Genomic DNA, 16,988 nt, shown 5'->3' with positions numbered 1-16,988 from the left:
GCCGGGGAGGGCCGGTGACCGGGAAGCGCATCGACGTCCAGGCCGCCGCGCCCGGGGTCCACGCCGCGATGGCCGGGGTCGACGCGGTCGCGAGCGGGCCGCTCGACCCGGCGCTGGCCGAGCTCGTCCGCATCCGCGTCTCGCAGATCAACGGCTGCGCCATGTGCCTCTCCCTGCACACGCGGGCGGCGCTGGCGGCGGGGGAGGAGCACGACCGCCTGCGCGCTCTCGCGTCTTGGCGCGCGAGCCCGCTGTTCACCGGCCCGGAACGCGCGGCCCTCGAGCTGGCCGAGGCCATGACCGTGATCGCCGCCGGCGGAGTGCCCGACGCGGTCGTCACCGCCGCCCGCGAGCACTTCGACGAGCGGCGGCTGGCGCACCTGGTCTGGACGATCGCCGCCATCAACGCCTGGAACCGCGTCGGCATCGCCGCGTCCGCCCCGGCCTGAACTGCTCGTCGCGTCGCTGTCGCAGTGCCACATGCTGTCCTTCCTCAGCCGCCTCGGTGAACTTCCCGGTCCGCCACGAAGCCAAGACGGCGATGGTCTGACCTCGCGATCTGGTGAGATGCTGGCGTGATGATGGGATCTCGTCAGCTCGAGTACTTCCGGGCCGTGGCGCGGGAACTGCACTTCACCCGCGCCGCCGAGGCGCTGCAGATGGCGCAGCCCGCGCTGTCGCAGCAGATCCGCAAGCTCGAACGGCAGCTCGGCGTCGCCCTGTTCGACCGCGACAACCACCGTGTGGAGCTCACCCCGGCCGGGGCGGCCCTCCTCGAGCACGCGGAACGGATCCTCGCCGACATCGCCGCGGCGGAGGAGGAGATGCGCGGCTGGGCCGGCGGGACGCGCGGCCGCATCCGGCTCGGCATCGCGCGCGGGCTGACGGTCCGGCTCGCCCGGCTGCTCGCCGCGTTCTCCGCCGAGTACCCGCAGGTCGACGTCGACCTGCGGGAGCACAACACCGAGGAGATGCTCGCCGGCCTGCACGGCGGGCGGCTCGACGCGGCGACCGTCGTCCGGCTGCCCCCGCAGGAGGAGGGCCGGCGGCTCGCCTCGCTGCCGCTCGGCGAGGAGCCGCTCGTCCTCATCACCGCGGAGTCGGCGCCGCAGGCCGGCCGCTACCGGGTGCCGGTGGCGGCGCTGGACGGCGTGGACCTCGCCTGCTTCTCGCCGGGGTCGGTGATCCGCGAGATCGTCCTGTCGGCCTTCGCCGAGGCGGGGGCGGCGGCGCGGATCCGGCTCGAGACCCGCGAGTACAGCACGGCGCGGGCCATGGCGAGCGTCGGGCTCGCGGCGGCGGTCGTCCCCCGCTCGATCGCGGAGGAGCCGGGGCTTCCGGTCGCGGTCGTCCGGCTGGATCCGGAGCCGACCTGGGCGCCGTCACTGGCATGGCCGGCGGGCCGCAGGCCGGGCCCGGCGCTGGCGGCGTTCATCGCCTTCATGCGAGACCACCCGGACCTCGCGTCCGTCGCTTCATAAGTGAGAGATCTCACCAGTAGCTCGATCATGTCTTGGACATCTGACGGCGTGCCGCGCCACGATCGAGGCGTCCCGCACAGCGCGGGCCGTTGCTCGGAGGAGGGCGCGATGAACCGTGATGAGGGTGGAAGCCGCGGTACTGGGAGCAGGGCGTACGAGGGCTTGATGGGCGTGCCGGCCGAGCAGGCTTTCAGCGACGTGCGCCGCATTTCTCCGCAGATGTACGAGACCGTGCTCGACGGGGCGTTCGGCGGCCCGCTGGCGCGCGCCGAGCTGTCCCGCCGGGACCGGGAGATCGCGAGCACGGCGATCATCGCGTCGATCGGCGGCGCCGACCGGCGCCTGGCCGGCCACGTGCGCGGCGCGCTCCACCAGGGCGTCGCGCCCCACGAACTGCTCGCCCTTGCGGAGCACATCGCCGTCTACGCGGGCTTCCCGCGCGCGCTCAACGCATTGGACGTCGTCAATGAGGTGCTGCGGGAGGCGGGCCTCCCGGACCAGCCGGCTCTGCACCGCGTTCAGCTGGACGACCACGAGACCGTCGTCGCGCAGAAGGGCGACCACGGGCCCGCGGTGATCCTGTCGCACTCCCTCGGCGTCGACTGGCGGATGTGGGAGCCGGTCATGGAGCGCCTGGCGCGGGGCCGCCGCGTCTTCGCCTACGACTTCCGGGGCCACGGCGCGGCGGCCGGCGCCCCGCGCCCGTTCTCCATGGACGACCTCGCCCGCGACATGGGCGGCGTCCTCGACGCGTTCGGCGTGCAGCGCGCGCATGTGGTCGGGCTGTCCATGGGAGGCGGCATCGCGCAGACCTTCGCGGTGCGCTCGCCCGAGCGGATCGCGTCGCTGGCGCTGCTCGCCACCACCGACCACGCGTTCGGCGCGTTCGAGGGACGGGCGCGCTCCGGCGAGACGGACGGCATGGAGGCCCAGGTCGTCCCGACCCTGACCCGCTGGTTCACCGCCCCCGCGCTCGCGGCGAACGGATGGGGCGTGCGGTACGCGCGCGAGCGCATCCGGCGCTTCGACCCCGCCGACTGGGCCGCCGCCTGGCGCGCCTTCGGGGGCGTCGACGTCCAGGGCAGGCTCACCGCGCTCGACGTGCCGGCCATGATCCTGGTGGGAGAGGAGGACTGCTCGACCACGCCGGAGATCATGTCGGGCGTCGCCGAGCGCATCCCGGGCTCCGCGTACCAGGTGCTGCCGGGGACGCCGCACATGCAGACCCTCGAACAGCCCGAGCTGGTCGCCGACGCCCTCGACCGCTTCCTTCCGGCCGACCGCTAGAGCGCGCGCATGGAACCGCCGCTCGGGGCGGCTTCGCGCGGTCTCACCCGTGCGGGTGAGGCGGACGACCTTCGCGGGGGAGGCGCCGACCCGGTGCTCCCCGGGAGGCTCGCCACCATGAACATGAGGTGGAAAGCACCGGAGAGCGGCGCCGCGGCACCGGCCGAGGCGGACCGGGTCGGCGCCCGATGGTCGGCGCTGCGCGCCGCGGGCGGCTACGGCGCCGCCCTGTCGCTGTCGCTCTATCTCCTGGTGAAGGTCGTATGGGTGGTGGCGGCGCTGCTGGGGCATACGCCGTCGTCGTTCGGTGACGGCGACTGGATTCTGCTGAACACGGTCACCGTCGGCATGGCCGTCGTCGGCGTCGTCTTGGGACTGGTCCTCGCGCAACGCCCCGGGCGCCGCCGCGTCCCCGCGCCGCCGCTCATCTTCTTCGCCTGGATGGCGGCCGGGTTCCTCGTCCCGATGATCCCCTACATGCTCGCCGGCGCGTTCCTCGGAGCCGACTCGGGAGGCGGCGACTCGGGCGGTTCCGGGAGCGGGGACGCGGTGCCGTCCTGGGAGATGGTCTTCATCACCATCGGCTTCGCGGGCATGGCCCTGGGCGTGGCCATCGCACTCCCCATCCACCTGCGCGAACGGTGGCCGGCCGCGTTCCTCGGCCGGATCGGCGACCGCCCGCCCCCGCGCCTCGCCCGCACCCGCCTCGGGGCGCTCTACGTCCTGGTGGCCGCACTGGTCCTGCTCTGGACGTACTGGACGGCGGGCGGCACGCTCGGCCTCGCGCCCGCGCACCGCGACGTCATGGACCTCAACGGGCGGCTGCTCACCGGCAACTCCGCGCTCTGGGCGGCCTTGGGCGCCGCAGCGATCCGCGCCATCGCCACCGGACGGCCGAGGATGCCCTCGTGGATTCCCATGGGCGTGGCCTTCACGTCGTCGGGTTCGCTGTTCGCCTGGGCGGCGTGGAGGCTCCCTTGGGCGCTCGTCCGGCCCGGCGGCTACGAGGCGCCCGAGTACCCGGCCGTCTCCGTCGTCCAGTACGGGCTGAGCATCGCCGCCGGGATCATCATGCTCGCCGCACTGCTCAAGGCCGTCCGGTCGCGCGCGACGGTCACCGCACGCGGCCCCGGGGTTTGAGGGGGACGTCCGGAAGGGCCGGCGCCGGGATCGGGGGCCCGTGGTAGCCGTGCACGGCGCCGAACCCGTCACCGGACGTCCACTCCTCGCGCGCCCGCCGGATCTCCTCGCCCGACCGCGCGACGAAGTTCCACCACATGACGAGCTTCTCCGCGAACGGCTCGCCGCCCAGCAGCACCAGCCCGCTCGCCCCGTCGGCGCGCAGCCGCAGCTCACGGCGTCCGCATCCGAGGTACACCAGCGAGCCGGGCTCGGCCCGCACCCCGTCCACCTCCGTGACGCCCGACATCGTGAGCGCCGCGTACTCGAAGTCCGGCTCGACGGGCAGCCGGACGTCCGCCCCGTCGGCGAGGGCGACGTCCGCGCCGACGATGGGGGTGAACACCGTCCCGGGCGAGGCGGCCCCGTCGAACTCGCCGAGGATCACCGTCCCGCTGAACCCGGGCCCGGTCACGACCGGCAGATCCCCGTGGTGCTCGAACGCCGGGTCCGTGCGGCGGTGCGCGTCCGGCAGCGCCACCCACAGCTGCGCCCCGTGGAGCAGGCGCGCGTGCTCGCGCGGCGACTCCTCCGAGTGCGCGATGGCCCGGCCCGCCGTCATCAGCCCCAGTTCCCGTGGCCGGACGGTCCGCAGGCTCCCGAGGCTGTCGCGGTGCAGCACCTCGCCTTCGTGCAGCCAGCTGACCGTCTGCAGCCCGATGTGCGGATGCGGCGGCACCTGCATGCCGGGCTGATCGGCGATGTCGTCGGGCCCGTAGTGGTCGACGAAGCACCAGGCGCCCACCATCCGCCGCCCCAGGCTCGGCAGCAGCCGCCGGACGAACGTGCTCTCGCCCAGCGGCACCCGGCGCGGCGGCAGCACCTCGTGCACCGGCCCTCCGGGTACGTCCTCCCGGCCCCCGCACGCGACGGCGCTGGGCCGCACATCGAGATTGCTCACGGCACCGACCTCCTCCTGAGGACCACCGTATGCAACACCCCCGCCGCGCGCCCGTCCCAGCCCCCGCCACGCCACCGGCCTCCGGGGCGGAATCGCCGGTGGCGCGGCGGGGTTTGTACGAACGTGATGCACGGTGAGTACAAGGTCCCCGGCGGCAAGCTCGTGGTCGCCGACGTCGACGTGGTGGACGGCCTGCTGCGCCGCCCCAGGATCAGCGGCGACTTCTTCATGGAGCCCGACGAGGCGCTCGATGCCATCAACGCCGTCCTGGACGGGCTGCCCGCGGGGCTGGAGGCCAGGGAGATCGGCGCCCGCGTCCAGGCGGGGCTGCCCGCCGGGACCGTGATGCTCGGCATCACCGCCGAGGCCGTGGGGATCGCGGTGCGGCGGGCCGTCTCCCACGCGTCGGACTGGCGCGACCACGAGTGGCGCCTCGTCCACGAGCCGCCGCAGGGGCCCGCGCTGCACATGGCGCTCGACCAGGTGCTCGCGGAGGAGGTCGGCGCGGGCCGCCGGCCGCCGACGCTGCGGGTGTGGGAGTGGGCGTCGCCGGCCGTGGTCATCGGCAGCTTCCAGTCGCTGCGCAACGAGGTCGACGCCGAGGAGGCGGGACGGTACGGCGTCGAGGTCGTGCGCCGCATCAGCGGCGGCGGCGCGATGTTCGTCGAGCCCGGCAACACGATCACCTACTCGCTGTACGCGCCCGGCTCGCTCGTCGCGGGCATGTCGTTCGCGGAGAGCTACGCGTTCCTCGACGACTGGGTGCTGGGCGCCCTCGGCGAGCTCGGCATCCGCGCCTGGTACCAGCCGCTCAACGACATCACCTCCGACGAGGGGAAGATCGCGGGCGCCGCGCAGAAGCGCCTCGCCGGCGGCGCCGTGCTGCACCACGTGACGATGTCCTACGACATCGACGCGGCGAAGATGCTGCGGGTGCTGCGGATCGGCCGGGAGAAGATCTCCGACAAGGGCATCGCGAGCGCGGTCAAGCGCGTCGACCCGCTCCGCCGGCAGACCGGCCTGCCCCGCGAGGAGATCATCGACCGGATGATCGCGCACTTCCGGGGCCGGTACGGCCTGGTCGCGGACGGGCTGACCGAGGACGAGCTCCGCCTCGCGGACAAGTACGTCACCGACAAGTTCGCCACCGTGGAGTGGACCGCCCGCGTGCCCTGACGGCGTCTTCCTCTGCGGTGCCCGGCGGGAGCGCGGAACTCCGCGGACGTGTCGTGCGTCCACCTCACATGCAGGTCGCGGTGCCGTGCGTCTGCCCGTAGGTTTGTCGGCATCGGTTGACGACGAGGAGCGTTATGTCCATGCAGAAGGGCGCCAACACCGCGGTGCCGGTCTCCGCGGTGCGCGTCGAGGTCGGTTGGCAGGGCGGCCCCGGGGTGCCGGACGCCGACGCGTCGGCGCTGCTGCTGACCGAGTCCGGCCGGGTGCGCTCGGACGGCGACTTCGTCTTCTACAACCAGCCGGCGCACGCGTCCGGCGCGGTGCGGCACGAGGGAAAGCGGCAGGGGCCGGTCACCGTGGACGCCCTGTCGGCGGACCTCGACCGGGTCGAGCCGGGCATCGACAAGATCGTCATCGCGGCGTCCGCGGACGGCGGGACGTTCGGCCAGTTCCAGGGCCTGTACGTGCGGGTCGCGGACGCGTCCGCCGGTACCGAGATCGCGCGCTTCGACAGCCAGGGCGCGACGAGCGAGACCGCGTTCGTGCTCGGCGAGCTGTACCGGCGCCAGGGCGGCTGGAAGTTCCGCGCGGTCGGGCAGGGGTACGACACCGGGCTCGCGGGCCTGGCCACCGACTTCGGCATCTCCGTCGACGACCCGGGCCAGGGGGCGGCCCCGCAGGCCCCGCCGCCTCCGCAGGCGCCCGCTCCCGCGCCGCCTCAGCCGCAGGAGCCGCCGCCTCCGCAGGCCCCGCCAGAGCAGTACGCACCGCCCGGCGGCCAGTACATGCCGCCTCCCCCCGGCCAGTACGCGCCGCCTCCTCCGGGGCCGGGCCAGTACGCTCCGCCGCCAGGGCCGGGCCAGTACGCGCCTCCGCCCGGCGACTACGCCCCGCCACCGCCGCCGCCGGGCGGCCAGTACATGCCGCCGCCTCCTCCCGGGCAGTACGCTCCTCCGCCCGCGCACGGCTACGCGCCCCCGCAAGGACCGCCGCAGGGCCCGCCGCCGCAGGGCCAGCCTCCGCAGGCGCCCGTGCCGGAGGGCGGGAAGATCTCCCTGACCAAGAGCAAGCCGACGGTGTCGCTCACCAAGCACGGCGCCACCTCCGGCCACATGCGGGTGAACCTCAACTGGACGGCGCGCGAGGGCGTCGCCAAGGGACGGCTCGGCAAGCGCCGCCGCGGCGTCGACCTGGACCTCGACCTGTGCTGCCTGTGGGAACTCCAGAGCGGCCGCCGGGGCATCATCCACGCGCTCGGCGACATGGGCGCCCTCGACCGGCCGCCGTTCATCAAGCTGGACGCCGACGACCGCACCGGCGCGATCGAGACCGGCGAGAACCTCACCATCAACCTGGACCACACCGCCGACTTCAAGCGGATCCTGGTGTTCGCCGAGATCTACGACGGCGCGGACGACTTCCGCGGCCTGGACGCGATCGCCACGCTGTTCCCGGTGAACGCGGCGCCGATCGAGATGCGCATGGACGACTGCATGGACGGCTCCCGCGACGCCGTGCTCGCGCTCATCGAGAACGTGGGCGGGGAACTCGTCGTCCGGCGCGAGGGCCGGTTCGTGCTGCCGCCGCCGGGCCGTCCCCGCTGGGGGAAGATGTCGGTCGACGAGGCGTACGGCTGGAACCTGGAGTGGGTGGCCGCCCGCGGCAAGGACTGAGCACGGCCCGCCTGCCCGGCGCCGGGCAGGAGCCCGTGGACGGGGGCACCGTCCGTCTCGGCGCCCGGTGCCCTCGTCAGGCGGGCTTGACAGCGTCGGCGAGCTTCCTGTCGCGCGCCACCCGCACCAGGGCGGCGCTCAGCCGCGCGAGGTCCTTCTCCGGGACCTTGGAGGCGAGCTTGCCGGCGTCGGTGGGCAGCCCCACCCGTTCCGCGCCCTTCTTGACCTGCGAGTCGACGTAGGGGCGCAGCCACGGCCACATCGCCTGCGCCTCGCGGCAGAAGATGTCCACTCCCGTCGGGCCGATGCCGGGGAACTCCCTGAGCAGCTCGGCGGCCCTGGCGGGATCGCGTCCCGCCTCGATGGCGAGCTTGCGCAGATCGCCCTTGTACTTGTCCTGGACTATCTCCGCCATGTTTCCGAGCCGCGTCGCGGTGCTCTCGTCATAGCGGACGTAGTGGCCGCGCCCCAGCGCGTCCACCCGTTCCTGCCAGGTCAGCTTGGCCATGCCGCGGGGCGTCCCGCCGCCCGCCTCGAAGAGTTCCCGTGCGGCCGCCAGCGCGATGTCCGACGAGATCCGGGCGCTCAGCAGGTTCGCCATGACGAGCAGCTTGAAGAGCGCGGCGGGCTGGTCCTTCAGCGGGATCCCCGCTTCCTCCGCGAACGTCTCCCCGGACTCGCGCAGCAGCTTCTTGACGACACCGTCCATGGCTTGCACCTCCCGTATGGTGACGCCTACCCGGGCTGAGGGGGATGACTCATGCGCCCGCGCTGAGCGTCGTCACAGAAGGCTGAGCTGCCCCTCCCCGGCGAGCGGGTCGCGGTGCTTCTTCAGGTGCCGCCACCGGGGCAGGTCGTCGAGATACGACCAGGAGAGCCGGTGGTGCGGTGTCGGCCCGGACTCCTCCAGGGCACGCTGGTGGACGGGAGAGGGATATCCCGCGCTGTCGGCGAACCCGTAGCCGGGATGCGCGTGCTCCAGGTCCGCCATGAGGGCGTCGCGGTGCACCTTCGCCAGGACGGACGCCGCCGCGACCGTCACCGACCGCTGGTCCGCCTTGACCTCGCAGCGCACCCGCCACGGGCGGCGTAGGAAGTCGTGCTTGCCGTCCAGGATCACCACGTCGGGCGGATGCGGCAGCGCCTCCAGCGCGCGGACGGCGGCGCGCCGCAGCGCCTCGGTCATGCCGACCTCGTCGATCTCCTGCGGGGCGGACGCGCCGATGGCGTGGCCGGCGAGCCAGCCCGGCAGCACGCCGGCGAACGCGGCGCGGTGCGCGGCCGTGAGCAGCTTGGAGTCGGTCAGCGCGACGGTCCGGTCGCCGCGCCCGCGCAGCACCGGCGGCGCGCTGAGGTCGGTCACCGCAGCGCACACCACGACCGGGCCCGCCCAGGCGCCGCGGCCGACCTCGTCCACGCCCGCGATCCTGACCGGCCGGCCGGCGCCGGCGAGCGCGTCCCGCAGCTCCCGCTCGATCTCGTAGCCGGCGGTGCGGGGCACGCCTCCGGACGGCGGCGCGGCCGGGTCGAGCCCGGGCAGCGCGTCGGCCGGGCCGGCGGAAGGAGCGTCCTCGGGGACGCGTTCGGTGGTCACAGCCAGCCATTGTGGCGGGCCGTGCCCACCGCCTCGATGCGATTGCGCGCACCCGTCTTGCCGATCGCCGAGGACAGGTAGTTGCGGACGGTGCTCTCCGACAGGTGCAGGCGCCCGGCGATGTCGGCGATGGTCGCGCCGTCGGACGCGGCGGACAGCACGTCCCGCTCCCGCTCGGTCAGCGGGTTCGGGCCCACCGACAGCGCGGCGGTCGCCAGGGCCGGGTCGACGACCTGCTCCCCGGCCAGGACGCGGCGAAGCGCGGCGACGAGGTCCTCGATCGGGCCGTCCTTCACCAGGAAGCCGCTCGCGCCCGCCTCCATCGCTCGGCGCAGGTAGCCGGGACGGCCGAACGTGGTGACGATGAGCACCTTGCAGCCGGGCAGGTCGCGGCGCAGGTCGGCGGCCACGTCGAGGCCGCTGCGGCCCGGCATCTCGATGTCGAGCACCGCCACGTCCGGACGCGTCCGCAGGGCCTCCTCGAGCACCTGCGCGCCGTCGCCGACCTGCGCGACGACCTCCACGTCCTCTTCGAGGCCGAGCAGCAGCGCGAGCGCGCCGCGCATCATGCCCTGGTCCTCGGCGAGCAGAACTTTGATCACGGGCTTCCTCCCGGCCCCATTGTCCACCGGCGGCGCCGCCGCCGCGTCCGGCTCCGGTCCGCTGAGCGGCGTCCATCAGAGCGGCACGCTCGGGTCGGCACAGTAAAAGCGGCACGGTCAGAGCGGCACGGTCGCCGTCAGCAGGAACCCGCCGCCGGGCGCCGGACCCGTCCTGAGCGTGCCGCCGGCGGCCTCCATCCGCTCCGCCAGGCCCCGCAGGCCGTGCCCGCCGGCGCCGAGGGAGAGCCCCGCGGCCGCCGCGCGGGGACGGTCACCGTCGCGGCCGTCCTCGCCCGCGGCCGTGCGTGCGGCGTCGGCGGCTTGCGCGGCGGCGTCCCGTCCCGGCCCGGTCCCGTCGTCGGCGATCTCCACGGTCGCGCTGTCGCCGTCGTTGCGGATCGTGATGACGCAGTGCCGGGCGCCGCTGTGCCGGATCACGTTCGTGACGCCCTCGCGCACCGCCCAGCCGAGCAGCGCGTCCGGTTCCGGGGGCGGCGGCGGCCCGGCCCGGCGGACCGCCGCCTCCACGCCGGAGTCGGCCAGCGCGGTGGCCGCCGCGTCGAGCTCGTCGGCGAGGCCGCGGCCGCGGTATCCGGAGACCGCTTGGCGCACCTCGCCGAGGGCCTGCCGTCCGACGTTCTCGATGTCGGCGGCCTGCTCGGCGGCCACGGCGGGATCGCGCTCGGCCACCAGCCGGACCGCCTGCGCCTTGACGACCATGAGCGACAGCGTGTGGCCGAGCAGGTCGTGCAGGTCCCGGGAGAAGCGGAGCCGCTCCTGCTCGACGGCGGCCTTCGCCAGTTCCTCGCGCGCCTCGCGGAGCATGCGGATGACGGTGAACAGACGCAGCAGTACCGCCGTCACCATGGCCGCGGTCACGACGCCATACCAGCTGCCGAGGATCGTCTTACTGTCCTCCCCGGCGGCCGCCGAGACGATGACGCACAACGCCGAGACACCCCCGATGCCGACGAGCATCGGCAGTTCGGGCCCCTTCGTCTGCCGGGGCATGTGCCCTACGACGACCCCGGTGGCGAGCCCCAGCAGCGGCCACAGCGTGAACCACCGGTGCCCGAAGCCGGCGGTGGCGGCGGACGCCACGCCCGCCTCCACGAGCAGCAGCGCCACCGGCACCTTCATGGGCACCCGACCGTCGAACGCGGTGCGGGCGACGGCGATGTGCGCGGCCGTGAACGCGAGCAGCGCGGGGACGGCCGCCCACACCGGCTGCGACCGCCCCTCGACGATGTCGCGCAGCGGCCACAGCAGGATGATCAGCCAGAAGACGAACGCGCCGCCCTCGGGGCCGTTGCGATCCAGCTTGTCCAGGTCCAGGTCGGGCGTCCGCCGGGGCGGAGCGTCCTTCCACAGCTTCACCCGCTGCTCTCCTCGGTCACGCGCAAACGGTACGCGGGAGACGGCGCTCACGCCGAACGCGCCGAGCGCCGGTAGCCGTACACGGCGATCGCGGCGAACAGGGCCGCCCACCCCGCGAGCACCAGTACCCCCGTGAGGGACGGGGCGCCGCCGTCGGTCACGCGCCAGGAGAGCTCCCCGTAGCGGTTGATCGGAGTGGCGGTGGCGAGGCGTTCCAGCCAGCCCGGGAACCTTGAGATGGGCACCCACAGCCCGCCGAGCAGCGACAGGCCCATGTAGCAGACGAGGCCCGCCATTTGCGCCTGCTGGCCGGTGAGCAGGTAGCCGAGGCCGATGGCGAGGACGGCGAGGGGCGCGATGCCGACCCACAGCAGCGCTAGTACCGCAGCCCATTGGCCGGCGTCGAGCGACACCCCGTTCACCACGGCGCCCGCCATGCACACCGACAGGATCGGCGGAAGGGTGACGACCATCGCGCACAGGGCCCGCCCGGCGACGACCTCCAGCGGCCGTAGCGGAAGGAGGCGAAGCTGCCGTATCCAGCCGATCGGCTTGTCCTCGGCTATGGAGACCCCGCTGCCCATGACGGCGCCGACGGCGCCGAAGCCGGCCATGCCCACCATCGAGTACACCGCGCCGCCGTGCCCGGACTCACCGGTGAGATCCAGCGAGGTGAACACCAGGTACATGGTCAGGGGCGAGATCAGGCTCATCACCAGGTAGCCGGGGTCGCGCAGGAGCCGCACCATCTCCAGCCGGACGTAATGCACGATCACCGTGCTCCTCCTTCGGCGTGCGCGCCGCCGGCATGGGTCAAAGCGGGGCCCGCGTGGGTGAGGGTGAGGAACGCCTCCTCCAGCCGGGCGCCCGTCACCTCCAGGTTCCGGACGCAGCCCGCCTCGGCGAGCGCCAGGACGGTCGCGTCGGAGTCGGTGGTGTGCAGCCTGGCCCGGCCGCCGCTGACCTCGCTGCTGACGACCCCCGGCAGGACGTCCAGGGACGGCGCGGGCCCCGCCAGGTCGAAGCTGACCGTCCGGCCCGGCACGCGCCGCTTGATGCTCTCGCTCGTGCCGTCGGCGACGACCCGTCCGCGGTCCAGGACGACGATACGGTCCGCATGGTCGTCGGCCTCTTCCAGATAGTGCGTGGAGAACAGCACCGTCCCGCCCTTTTCCGCGTACCCGCGGACGGCGGCCCACAGTTCCCGCCGCGCCTCGATGTCGAGCCCCGCGGTGGGCTCGTCAAGGACGATCAGGTCGGGCGCACCCGCCATCGCGATCGCGAACCTGACCCGCTGGGCCTGCCCGCCCGACAACTGATCGGCCCTCCGCCCGGCCAATTCCGTGATCCGCGCCGCCTCCATCAACTCGCTGAGCGCCGGCACTGGAGGCTCCTTCGCATGGGCCCGGGACTTCCTGGCATAGGCGAGCCGGACGAAACCGAGCAGTTCCCTTACGGTCACCCCGCCGATCAGCCTGCCGCTCTGCGGCATCGCCCCGACACGACCCGCCCGTACGGCCTGCGCAGGGGTCGTCCCAAGGAGCGCGACCGTGCCGCGGTCGGGTTGCAGCAGGCCGAGGAGCATGCCGATGGCGGTCGACTTGCCGGCTCCGTTCGGCCCGAGGAGCGCCACGGACGTCCCGCGGTCGAGCCGCAGGTCGAGCCCGTCCACCGCGCGCACGGTCCCGTAGCTCTTGGTGACGCCGGCGAACTCGGCCGCGCTCGCCGTTTCCGTCGTCTGGACTGTCATGCCGGTGACGCTACGGATCGCGCCATGGCCGGTTGCAGAGCCGAACCTCTGGTTCTTCGCAGGACAAATGTCCTGGTCTTCCGGCGGCGAGAACAGAACTCCCGACCGGGCGGCGTTCCTTGGAGCCAATGAACGCGGCGCGGGGAGTCCCGTTCGGGCCTGTCCTGCGCTTTACTCGCTTATTGATGGCTTTGTTTGGCAGGTCCCGCTCCCGCCCGGCGAAGGACGCCGCGGCACGGGATCTCTTCGAGCGCCTGCGCTGGCGCTACTTCCAGATCCCGGCGGGGCTGCGCTTCCTCGGCGGGGTGCTGCTGGTCGCGCTGGTGCTGGCGGCCGTGGTGGTCGTGGACGGCCCGGTCCTCGGCACGGCGGCGTTCGCGGTCATCCTGCTCATCGTGGTCCACCTGACGCTCCGCTCGCCGACCGGGATGGCGGTCGTCGCGGTCATCGCGTCCTGGCTGGCGCTGTCGGTGCCGCTCGGACGGCTGTACCCGGGCGGCGGGCGTCCGCCGTACCTGAGCCCCGAACTGCTGCTCGCGCTGCTCGCCTTGCCGGTGGCGTTCATGGCGTTCCGCCTGCGCGGGTACGCGCCGTGGCGGACGGCGCTGCTTGCGCTCGCCGCGGCCGGGGTGGCGACCGCCGCGATCGCGCACCCGTTCCCGCAGGGAAGCGTCCTGCCGGGGTGGGCCGCCGCCTTCGCGGTGCTCGCCTACCGCTGGGACCAGGCGCGGCGCGCGGTGCCGGCCGAGGCGTACGAGACCGGCTGGGTCCAGGAACAGGCCACCCCGAAGGGGGACGGAACGGTGGGATCTCGGCGGAACCCCTCGGGCCCGGAGAAGCGCGACCGCCCCGACCGCCGCGATACCGGAGGGTCCGCGCGCCCCTCATCCGGCGGCTCGCGGGACGACGCGTCCAGGACGTCCTCTGGAACCGCGGCGGCCGCGCAGGCGGCCCACCGGCCGCGTGCGGCCGCTCAGGCGGCCGAAGCCGCCGGCGGCGCGGAGGCCTCGGCGCCCCGCGACGCCCCCGGGGCGGACGAGCCGGGCATCTCGGTCGCGGAGGCGCTCGCCGAGCTCGAGGCCATGATCGGGCTGGAGCCGGTCAAGCGGCAGGTGCGCTCCATCGCCGCGTCGATCGAGGCCGCCCACATGCGCGCCGCCGCCGGAGTCCCGACGGAGAAGCCCATGCGGCACTTCGTGTTCGTGGGGCCGCCGGGCACCGGCAAGACCACCGTCGCGCGCGTCCTGGCGAAGATCTTCTATGCGTTCGGGCTGCTGCCCAAGCAGACGGTGGTGGAGGCCCACCGCGCCGACCTCGTCGGGGAGTTCCTGGGCGCCACCGCCATCAAGACCAACCGGCTCATCGACTCCGCCCTCGGCGGGCTGCTCTTCATCGACGAGGCGTACGCGCTCGTCAACTCCGCCGAGGGCCAGCCCGACCGCTTCGGGGACGAGGCCGTGCAGGCGCTCCTCAAGCGCGCCGAGGACGACCGCGACAACCTGGTGATCATCCTCGCCGGGTACGACGCGCAGATGGAGGAGTTCCTCGGCTCCAATCCCGGCCTCGCGTCCCGCTTCGGAACCCGCGTGCGCTTCCCCTCGTACCGGCCCGCCGAACTGCTGCAGATCGCCGAGTACCACACGGGCCTGCGTGAGGACCGGCTCTCGTCCGGCGCCCGCGAGCGGCTGTCCGCCCGCTTCGAGGAGGTCGAGCGGCGCGGCATCGTCGACGAACTGGGCAACGGACGGTTCGTTCGCACGCTGACGGAGGCCGCGGCGCGCGCGCGGGACGTACGTGTCGTCGACGCCGCCGCCTCGCCGGGCGGGCCGGCCGCGCCCACCGCCGACGACCTCGTCACCCTCCTGGAGGAGGACGTCGAGACGGCCTTCGCGGAGGTCACCGAGCGGTACCGCGGCTACGCCGAGACCCCCACGCTGGACGAGGCGCTCGGCTCGCTGGACGCGATGATCGGGCTGGAACCGGTGAAGCGGCAGGTCCGCGAGATCGCCGCGCAGCTGCAGGTGGCGCGGATGCGCCGCGAGCAGGGGCTCGTCACCCGGCCGCCGACCCGGCACTTCGTGTTCACCGGCCCGCCGGGCACCGGCAAGACGACGGTCGCGCGGGTCCTCGGCCGGATCTTCGCGGCGTTCGGGCTGCTCGCGCGGCCCGAGGTGGTCGAGGCGCAGCGCGCCGACCTCGTCGGCGAGCACCTCGGCGCGACCGCGCTGAAGACGAACAAGGTGGTCGACTCCGCGCTCGGCGGCGTGCTGTTCATCGACGAGGCGTACGCGCTGACGAACCCGGGCTACTCGGGAGGCGACGCCTTCGGCGCCGAGGCGGTGCAGGTCCTGCTGAAGCGCGCCGAGGACGACCGGGACCGCCTCGTGGTCGTCCTCGCCGGATACGAGGCCGACATGGACCGCTTCCTGGCGTCCAACCCGGGGCTCGCGTCGCGTTTCGACGTCCGCGTGGGCTTCCCCTCCTACGGTCCCGACGAGTTGCTGCGCATAGCCCAGCTCATAGCCGAGCAGGGCGGCGACCAGTGGGAGGAACGCGCACTCGACGACCTTGCACTGGTCTTCCAGCGCGTCTGCGGGACGGGTCGCATCGACGAGCTGGGCAACGGCCGCTTCGCGCGCTCCCTGTACGAGAAGGCGTGCGCGTGCCGGGCGCTGCGGGCGGCCGGGCTCGGATCCGCCGCGACGGCCGACGACCTGACCGTGCTGACGGCCGACGACGTGCGCGACGCCTTCGCCGAGCTGACCCACCGCCTGGCCTGAGCGCCGCCCCGGGCGGTTCTGTCGGCGGTCCGGTGTGTAATCGGGGGATGACCTCGGTTACGTGGGGCCAGGTGCTGGCCTGGCGGATGCGGCGGCAGTTCATCGAGCCGCCCGGCGGCGCGTCGGCCGTCGAGATAGCGCGGCGCTTGGCGGGCGTGCAGGCGCAGGTCGCCTCGGCCGCCGAACTCGCCGTCGCGGTGCGCCAGGCGACGCCCCGGCCGGGCGAAGTGGCGAGCGCGGTCCTGGAAGAAAGGACGCTCGTCAAGACATGGGCCATGCGCGGCACGCTGCACCTGCTTCCGGCCGACGACGCCGCGGCCTACCTCGTGCTGTGCGCGGCGATCCGCAACTGGGAGAAGGCCACCTGGCAGCGGAACTTCGGCGCGACCGCCGCCGATGTGGAGGCGATCGCCGAAGCGGCAGCCGAGGCGCTCGCCGGCGGGGACGCGCTCACGCGCGAGGAACTGACCGGCGCCGTGGTGGACGAGACGGGCTCGCGGCATCTCGCCGAAGTGCTCGGCTCCGGGTGGGGGACCCTCCTCAAGCCGCTGGCCTGGTGGGGCGTGCTGTGCTACGGGCCGCCGCAGGGCACGCGGGTCACGTTCACCTCGCCGCAGCACTGGCTTCCGGCATGGAAGGGGCTGCCGCCCGTGGACGAGGCCGCCCGTACGGTCATCCACTCCTACCTCGGTGCGCACGGCCCCGCCACACCCGAGATGTTCGACAACTGGCTCATGCGCAAAGGCAACCGCAAGAAGGACCTGAAGGCCTGGTTCGACGCCGCCGCCGACGGGCTGTCCACGGTCGAGGTCGAGGGCGTGCCCATGCACGTGCTGGAGGAGCACCGCGATGAACTGGTCGACACCGCGCCCGCAACGTCGGTACGCCTCCTCGGGGCGTTCGACCAGTACGTCCTGGGCGCGGGAACCGGTGCGCCGTACCTGGTACCGGCCGGGTGCCGCGCCGAGGTGAGCCGCACGGGCGGCTGGATCTCGCCCGTCGTCCTGCACGAGGGGCGCGTCGCCGGGGTGTGGGAGGCGAAGGACGGGGACCCGGCCGTGACGGCGTTCGAAGACCTCCCCGCCGAGCCGCTGGAAACCGAGAGAGCCAGGCTGGGACGGCTACTGGCCTGACGGCCTGCTACGCCGGGGTTTCCGGGCACCCCGGCGTGATGGGGTCCTCCCTCGC

Annotated in this window: 15 protein-coding genes; 8 read left to right on the top strand and 7 right to left on the bottom strand. The window is 73.8% G+C overall.

Annotated elements, in window-relative coordinates:
* Positions 1-14 precede the first annotated feature (14 nt).
* From F8568_RS07390 to F8568_RS07375, 4 genes are all read left to right on the top strand, one after another.
* Positions 15-449, top strand: a complete 435-nt coding sequence (locus tag F8568_RS07390; protein ID WP_328600763.1) for a carboxymuconolactone decarboxylase family protein — start codon at positions 15-17, stop codon at positions 447-449.
* A gap of 129 nt (positions 450-578) precedes the next feature.
* The gene (locus tag F8568_RS07385) at positions 579-1,481 is read left to right on the top strand and encodes a LysR family transcriptional regulator (RefSeq protein WP_151592715.1); all 903 of its coding nucleotides are present in this window, start codon (positions 579-581) and stop codon (positions 1,479-1,481) included.
* A 108-nt stretch (positions 1,482-1,589) separates the two neighbouring features.
* Positions 1,590-2,768 carry an alpha/beta fold hydrolase gene (locus F8568_RS07380; protein WP_160573537.1) on the top strand — a complete coding sequence of 393 codons (1,179 nt, stop codon included), beginning with the start codon at positions 1,590-1,592 and terminating at the stop codon, positions 2,766-2,768.
* A gap of 117 nt (positions 2,769-2,885) precedes the next feature.
* Complete coding sequence (locus F8568_RS07375) at positions 2,886-3,908, top strand: hypothetical protein (RefSeq protein ID WP_202124582.1); 1,023 nt, start codon at positions 2,886-2,888, stop codon at positions 3,906-3,908.
* On the opposite strand, the gene F8568_RS07370 is transcribed toward F8568_RS07375, so the two are convergent.
* A complete protein-coding gene (locus F8568_RS07370; protein ID WP_328600762.1) occupies positions 3,883-4,848 on the bottom strand; it encodes a pirin family protein in 966 nt (321 codons plus the stop codon). The genes F8568_RS07375 and F8568_RS07370 overlap by 26 nt on opposite strands.
* A 126-nt stretch (positions 4,849-4,974) precedes the next feature.
* Between F8568_RS07370 and F8568_RS07365 the strand changes: the two genes are divergently transcribed.
* Both F8568_RS07365 and F8568_RS07360 read left to right on the top strand, forming a co-directional pair.
* A complete protein-coding gene (locus F8568_RS07365; protein ID WP_151592789.1) occupies positions 4,975-6,024 on the top strand; it encodes a lipoate--protein ligase family protein in 1,050 nt (349 codons plus the stop codon).
* 134 nt (positions 6,025-6,158) lie between these two features.
* On the top strand, positions 6,159-7,697 hold the full coding sequence (locus tag F8568_RS07360) for a TerD family protein (protein WP_151592713.1): 1,539 nt from the start codon (positions 6,159-6,161) through the stop codon (positions 7,695-7,697).
* Between the two features lie 76 nt (positions 7,698-7,773).
* Here the strand turns inward: F8568_RS07360 and F8568_RS07355 are convergent, their stop codons facing one another.
* From F8568_RS07355 to F8568_RS07330, 6 genes are all read right to left on the bottom strand, one after another.
* Entirely contained in the window at positions 7,774-8,406 is a 633-nt protein-coding gene (locus tag F8568_RS07355; RefSeq protein ID WP_151592712.1) for an HhH-GDP family DNA glycosylase, read from the bottom strand.
* A gap of 72 nt (positions 8,407-8,478) precedes the next feature.
* Complete coding sequence (locus tag F8568_RS07350) at positions 8,479-9,198, bottom strand: ribonuclease HII (RefSeq protein WP_151592788.1); 720 nt, start codon at positions 9,196-9,198, stop codon at positions 8,479-8,481.
* Between the two features lie 89 nt (positions 9,199-9,287).
* The gene (locus F8568_RS07345) at positions 9,288-9,893 is read right to left on the bottom strand and encodes a response regulator (RefSeq protein WP_151592711.1); all 606 of its coding nucleotides are present in this window, start codon (positions 9,891-9,893) and stop codon (positions 9,288-9,290) included.
* Between the two features lie 117 nt (positions 9,894-10,010).
* Complete coding sequence (locus F8568_RS07340; RefSeq protein WP_151592710.1) at positions 10,011-11,270, bottom strand: sensor histidine kinase; 1,260 nt, start codon at positions 11,268-11,270, stop codon at positions 10,011-10,013.
* A gap of 47 nt (positions 11,271-11,317) precedes the next feature.
* Entirely contained in the window at positions 11,318-12,046 is a 729-nt protein-coding gene (locus tag F8568_RS07335; protein WP_151592709.1) for an ABC transporter permease, read from the bottom strand.
* Positions 12,043-13,020, bottom strand: a complete 978-nt coding sequence (locus F8568_RS07330; protein ID WP_151592708.1) for an ABC transporter ATP-binding protein — start codon at positions 13,018-13,020, stop codon at positions 12,043-12,045. Before F8568_RS07330 ends, F8568_RS07335 begins: the two co-directional genes overlap by 4 nt.
* A gap of 185 nt (positions 13,021-13,205) precedes the next feature.
* On the opposite strand from F8568_RS07330, the gene F8568_RS07325 reads away from it, so the two are divergent.
* Positions 13,206-15,800, top strand: a complete 2,595-nt coding sequence (locus F8568_RS07325) for an AAA family ATPase (RefSeq protein WP_151592707.1) — start codon at positions 13,206-13,208, stop codon at positions 15,798-15,800.
* 47 nt (positions 15,801-15,847) lie between these two features.
* Positions 15,848-16,933: a winged helix DNA-binding domain-containing protein gene (locus F8568_RS07320; RefSeq protein ID WP_151592706.1), complete on the top strand. Its 1,086-nt coding sequence runs from the start codon at positions 15,848-15,850 to the stop codon at positions 16,931-16,933.
* The last annotated feature ends 55 nt before the right edge of the window (positions 16,934-16,988 follow it).

The organism is Actinomadura physcomitrii (genome assembly GCF_008923205.2).
GTDB classification, from domain to species: Bacteria; Actinomycetota; Actinomycetes; order Streptosporangiales; family Streptosporangiaceae; genus Spirillospora; species Spirillospora physcomitrii.
This window is presented reverse-complemented; position numbering and strand designations above follow the sequence as displayed.